Source organism: Ginsengibacter sp. (assembly GCF_057362405.1).
Window position 1 is genome coordinate 1 of the sequence record NZ_JBMQQG010000143.1, and the last position, 6,404, is coordinate 6,404.

The window sequence follows — 6,404 nt, forward strand, 5'->3', positions numbered from 1 at the left end:
CAGGTGTAGAACCAAATGTTGCTGTGTAGGTATCGTATTTTTGATTTTCCCTGATAAAATATAGCTGATCTTTTTTTGCGTTGAACTGATCAAAGCTCAATTCATCTTCTACCCATAAAAAAATCAATCCGGCACACGCAATGCCAATTGCCAAACCAAAAATGTTGAGAAAGCTGTAGCCTTTATTTTTCCAAAGGCTTCTGATCGTTGTTTTGAAAAAATTCTTAAACATTCTATTTTCGTTTAATGCTAACCGTTATGTTTATCAGTGAAGCAACAAATAATTCAAATTCCTGTTTCCTCATTTCACATTCACAATTATTCCGTTCTCAAACTATTTACCGGATTGACTATTGCTGCTTTTATTGCCTGGAAGCTTACCGTTATTATTGTTATTGCTAATGCGCCAACCCCTGTTGATGCAAATACCCACCATGATAAACTGGTTCTGTATTCATAATTCTGCAGCCAGTTATGCATGAAAAAATAAGCAAGCGGTGTTGCTATCAGTAATGAAATGAATACAAGTATTACAAACTCTTTAGACAGCAATTGCCATAGATTATATACACTTGCGCCCAGCACTTTTCGAATGCCTATTTCTTTTGTTCGTTGCTCTGCCATGAAAGATGCCATAGCAAACAGCCCAAGGCAACTGATAAAAATTGCTAACAGTGCAAAAACTCCAGCCAGCTTGCCTACCCGTTCTTCGCTATCAAATTTTTTTGCATAATCTTCATCTACAAATTTGTATGTAAAGGGAGCAGACGGAGAATATTTTTTACATATTGCACTTATCTTACTTAATGCATCATGGCTGTTAACTGCAGGATTTATTCTGACGATTATATTGGGAAAATTGGAAGAGCTTAAAGAAAAAATAGTTTGTTTAACGGGTTCGTAAGGAGATTGCATCACCATGTCTTTTACTACTCCTATTATTACGTGATCCTGGTTATTAAATCTTACTATTTCGCCGAGCGGATGTGTAACACCCATATATTTTATTGCAGCTTCATTTAAAATAATTGCAGATGAATCAGTAAGTAACTCTCTGGAAAAATCTCTTCCTTGCAGCATTTGCCAACCTGTTGTTTTCCCATACCCTGAACTAACACGTGTGTATGCAAAGTCGTATGTAACATTAGGATCTTTCTCTTTCCATGTAACATCCCTTCTGCTATTGTGAATAGCCGTCATTGGGCTCAATGTTCCCGCAATACCTGCTATTGCTCCCGATGCATATAATTCTGATTCAAGAGCAATAAAGTGTTTGTCCAGATCATCCGTGGTTACTTCAATATTGATCAGCCCATTCCTGTTGTAACCAACGGGGCGATTTTTTGCAAACTGAATTTGTTTGAAAACTATAATAGTACCGATAATTAAAATAATGGATACAACAAACTGAACGGTTACCAAAACTTTACGTGGAATAACCGCTGATCTCCCAGCTTTAAAGGTACCCTTTAATACTTTAACAGGCTTCAAAGAGGAAAGATAAAGTGCCGGATAAAGACCAGCAACAGTTCCTGTGAACAAGGTAAAGATGATACTGATGGCCCAAAAATAAGGATTCGTCCAGAGGATAGACATATTTTTACCAGACAGCTCATTGAAGAATGGTAAAGCGAGCGATACAAAAATCAAAGCAAAGCAAAAAGCCATAGCTGCCATTAATAACGATTCAAGGAAAAATTGTTTCATCAATTGAGTTCTTAATGAACCAATCGCTTTGCGTATCCCAACTTCTTTTGCACGTTTTTCGCTACGAGCCGTACTCAGATTCATAAAATTGATACAGGCAAGTAAAAGCACAAATATTCCTATGATACCAAACATCCATACGTACTCAATTGCACCGCCTGTATTAACGCCATTTTTAAATTCGCTATATAAATGCCATTTACTCATTGGCTGTAATAAAATCAGCGGTTTATATTTAGCATCGTCACCGTTTACTTTTTTTAGCTTGGTGTCTTTTATTTTCAATGAAACCTTTTGCATATTTGCATTGTCAGACAACTGCACATACAGTTGAAATGATCTTTCACTCCAATCGTTCAGTGAATTTTTCACCCAATCATTTGAGGCGACATAATAATCCCACGGCGCTATAAATGTGAGATCATGCAATGAAGTGTTCTTCGGCAAATCTTCATACACGCCCGTAACTTTAAAACTGGCAGTATTATCAAGTTTGATTAACTGACCTAAAGGTTCGGTATTACCAAATAATGCTTTCGCTACTGATGAAGAAATGAGTATGGAAGATGGATCGTTTAAACCATTACGTGTTCCCTTTAGCATTTTCAACGTAAACAGTTCAGGTGCTTCCGGCTGCATAAAATTGCCGGTGTAGGAAATTTTTTTATCGCCCCCAGCGAGAATGTGACGCTCAATCCACGATGCCATTACTATGTGCTTAAAATCACTGCCATAATCTTTTTGCAACGCAAGCGCAAGCGGTGGCTCAATATTAACGGCCGTTTGTATTACACCATTCAAAGTATTTTGTTCCATTACCTGTGCTATACGATCATAATTCCCATGGTACTTATTAAACGACAGTTCACTCCATATCCATAATCCAATAATCATAGCTACCGACATACCAACTGATAAACCCGTAATATTTATAATTGAATGCGCTTTTTTGTTAATCAGATTGCGCCAGACGATTTTGAAATAATTTTTAAACATGCTACAAGTTTTAAGTTATATGTTTTGAGCTCTAAGTTTTCTTTCATTCATAATTGCATCATTCCATTCTCAAATTCTTCACCGGGTTCGCTTTCGCTGCTTTGATTGCCTGGAAACATATCGTTGCCAAAGCGATCATTACGGCAAGTGATCCTGCTGCCAGAAATATCCACCAGCTTATGTTCATGCGATAGGCATAATTGTGCAACCAGTTATTCATTAGGTACCAGGCAATAGGTGAAGCAATTACAAAAGCGAGCAGAACAAGCTTTATAAAACCTGTTGAAAGCAGAATGGCAATGTTTGATACAGAAGCGCCCAATACTTTCCGAATACCAATTTCTTTTGTGCGTTGTGCAGTTGCAAAGAGCGATAGACCAAGCAAACCCAGGCAGGCAATAAAAATGGCAAACCCTGAAAAAATTGCAAATACTTTTCCAAATAATTCGTCATCAGCATATTGCTGGTTGAACTTTTCGTCAAGAAAAAAATAGTCGAAAATATTGTTTGGAAAAAAAGAATCATACTTTTTCTTTAAGGCTGCCACAGTTGAAGAAAGATCCGTAGCATCCACTTTTATAGAAAAAGGACTTGCAATATTGGTAGCGGGGTAAAACATGGCTGGTTCAATCGCATATTTTAAAGACTTCTCATGAAAATCTGTAATCACGCCTTTAATATCCCATGTCTGATCACCTTGTATAATTTGTTTGCCGATTGCGTCTTTTGGAGATTTAAAGCCAAGAAGTCTTACCGCCGTTTGATTCAGAATAACCGAATGCAGTTTATCCCAATCAACATTATAATCTGTTGTTTCAAAGTTGCTTCCCGCCAGCAGCTTAATTTGATATACATTGATGTAATCAGCACTTATTCCCATGTTGCGAACGGCAAAATGTGTTTCATTTTGCGCATCCTTTCTTCGCACGTTAAAATTTCTTCCCCATTCATCACCGGGTAATCGCCAGGAATATGCTGCACCCGATACATGCGGCAGTTGTTTTACTTCTTCAATAAATGCATTTTGTTTACTAATGAAAGAAGAATCCCACTTTGTTAGTAAAGGCGGTTTTAAGATAAGCATTTGAGACATATTAAAACCGAGATTCTGATCGCTTACGTATTGCATTTGTTTATACACAACAAAAGATCCGATCATCAATGCGACCGATACAGCAAATTGACCTACGACCAGTATCTTACGCAGAACAATGCCTCTGCGTGATGTGACAAATTTCCCTTTTAAAACAGCGATTGGCTTAAATGCGGACAATACAATAGCAGGATAAAATCCGGAGACAAGAATACCTGCAACAAAGATTGCAATCAATGCAGCCGAAATACTAAACCCGTTCAATCCCTTTACAAACAAATAAGATAACGATAGCTGATGATGAATTAATTGGTTAAAGAAGGGCTGAAGAACAACCACAAGCAATAATGCGAGGAAAAAAGCAATAATATTGATGAGTAGAGATTCTGTCAGGAATTGCCTGATCAATTGTTGCCTGGTGGCACCCGAAACTTTTCTTACCCCTACTTCCTTTGCCCGTTCCATTGACTTGGCTGTAGAAAGATTGATGTAATTTATCCACGCAATAATAATAATAAGCACAGCAATTATTAATAATCCCCACACAACAGTTGCGCTTGCGGTTTTTCCTATTTCGTATTCAAAATCAGAATATAAATGTGCTTTGCTTAACGGTTGCAAATAAAACTTTTCAATAGAACCTGAAACTTTATTTCCCTGGAAGTGTCTTTGGCTGAAGGCAGGCAATTTCGCTTCCAGTGCTTTGTAATTGGCTCCGTGTTTCAGCTGGATGTAATGCCAGAAATCAGAATCGGTAAAACTATAATCGGCATCTTTCCAGGGGGTAGCCCCACTATACAGAGTTACATAAGAAAGAAGTATATCAAACTGAAGATGAGAATTCCCGGGAACATCTTTCAAAATGCCGGTTATTTTATAGGGCAAAGAATCTATGTCTTCCGTAACTTCCTTTCCTATAAGCGAGCCATAATCATCGCTTACGCCAAATAACTTATCGGCAACTTTTTGCGAAAGAATAAGCGAACGGGGTTCTTGTAAAGCCGTTCTTGCATCACCGGCAACAAGCGGATAACTAAACATCCGGAGGAATGAATTATCGACGGCAAGTATAGTAAGGTCACCTATCCTTTTATTGTTAAACTGAATAATTTCTTTATCAAATGAAATAGCGCGTGTATGATCCACTACTTCAGGAAAATCATCCTGCATCGCTTTGCCAATAGCTGAATAAGTTATGGTGCCGTGCTGAATAAGTTTTCCATTTTGATACCGATCATTTACAACACGATAAATATCACTTGCGTTTTTATTGAATTGGTCAAAGCTTAATTGAAAACTCACATATTGTAAAATCAAGAGGCATGCTGCCATACCAATAGAAAGCCCTGCAATGTTGATGAGTGAAAAAGTTTTATTCTTCATCAAATTGCGCCATGCCGTTTTAAAATAACTTTTAAACATTGCATTTTCGTTTATGCGTGACCGTTTCTTCAGGGTAATCCCTCATCAGCGTATTATTCCGTTCTCAAACTCTTAACAGGATTTACCAGGGCCGCTTTTATTGCCAGGTAACTCTCTATAGATAATGGAATAAGTGATGCGCCCATACCTGCTGAAGCAAAAATCCAGCAGGCAAGATTTGCCCGCTGGTTCAAAATGTAAACGGAAGTAATCATTGAAATGGAAATCCCTATAGCAAGGCATAAAATGTTGATAAGGGAAAACAATTTATGAGTTGTAAGATGGCGAACGGCTATTTTAAAATAATTTTTTAGCATTTAATGCATGTATGAGTTGTGACTATTTGCCTTAACAATATCTATCCGGTAGAACAATAAATAATTAGAATTCTTATTTTCAGTAGGAACCTCGCTTCATTTTTAATCCGGAAAATGTATGCCATTTACTTATTAATTGTTTTTCAGCCAGTTATTACAAACGAAAAAAATAAAGTGTCCGCTTTTGATACAACAGGGGGTTCGCTTTTGATACAGCTATTTATCTTTCAGAAAAAGGGAAGTGGGAAAAGGCATCTTTAGCGAACAAACATAACTATCTAAGAAAGGCTTTTGCCGGGGCGCTGGCCTGGAAAACGCGCGGAGTGGACGGGGTTTTTCTTGATTGTTTAATTCTTCTGGGCACTGTCGCAGAATGCATCAAGGCAAAAGAAAAAGCAAAAACACCTTTCATTGAACTTTTTCCTTACTTTTTTTTTCAAAAGAAAAAGCCATAATCTATCTCCTCATAATCAAAACAGCATTTGCTATTTTCCGCTCGCCAAAATGATCATATTTCTTATTATCCGTAGGATGATTCACTACGCCGTTCTCCGGCTCGCTGCTTACCCACATGGTAGTAGAGCCTCCGCCATCAAAGTTGAGCGCCGACACAGATTTCAGCGCCTTAAAAAGTGCTGCAAATTCAGGAATAGTAACACCAGCCGATTCTTTGGCATTTCCATCTACTGTCACCAACAGCAGGTGATGATCTTTCGTAAGCCCGATGCCTGTCCGGCTATAGCGGGTTTCATTCCATTTATGCGGCCGCTGACGCACAATCCTGCTATTCCACACCAATAATGGGCCTGCGGAAATAATGGTAGGGAAATCAAAGTGGTTCTGTGTCCAGCGGGTACCTGCCGGCTTGA

Annotated in this window: 5 protein-coding genes; all 5 read right to left on the reverse strand. The window is 38.2% G+C overall.

The genetic code is table 11. The annotated features are described in order from the left end of the window. The coding region (locus ACO1O5_RS11465; protein ID WP_486270301.1) for an ABC transporter permease at positions 1–232 on the reverse strand (232 nt) is incomplete at its 3' end. 86 nt (positions 233–318) lie between these two features. Further along, the gene (locus ACO1O5_RS11470) at positions 319–2,703 is read right to left on the reverse strand and encodes an ABC transporter permease (protein ID WP_486270303.1); all 2,385 of its coding nucleotides are present in this window, start codon (positions 2,701–2,703) and stop codon (positions 319–321) included. 58 nt (positions 2,704–2,761) lie between these two features. Further along, positions 2,762–5,218 carry an ABC transporter permease gene (locus ACO1O5_RS11475; RefSeq protein WP_486270305.1) on the reverse strand — a complete coding sequence of 819 codons (2,457 nt, stop codon included), beginning with the start codon at positions 5,216–5,218 and terminating at the stop codon, positions 2,762–2,764. 53 nt (positions 5,219–5,271) lie between these two features. Next, positions 5,272–5,535, reverse strand: a complete 264-nt coding sequence (locus tag ACO1O5_RS11480; RefSeq protein ID WP_486270307.1) for a hypothetical protein — start codon at positions 5,533–5,535, stop codon at positions 5,272–5,274. A 456-nt stretch (positions 5,536–5,991) separates the two neighbouring features. Next, the coding region (locus ACO1O5_RS11485) for a phosphodiester glycosidase family protein (protein WP_486270309.1) at positions 5,992–6,404 on the reverse strand (413 nt) is incomplete at its 5' end.

Coding starts and splice junctions, on each gene's coding strand:
- ACO1O5_RS11480 (WP_486270307.1), bottom strand. CDS start 5,535: ATGCTAAAAAATTATTTTAAAATAGCCGTTCGCCATCTTACAACTCAT.
- ACO1O5_RS11475 (WP_486270305.1), bottom strand. CDS start 5,218: ATGTTTAAAAGTTATTTTAAAACGGCATGGCGCAATTTGATGAAGAAT.
- ACO1O5_RS11470 (WP_486270303.1), bottom strand. CDS start 2,703: ATGTTTAAAAATTATTTCAAAATCGTCTGGCGCAATCTGATTAACAAA.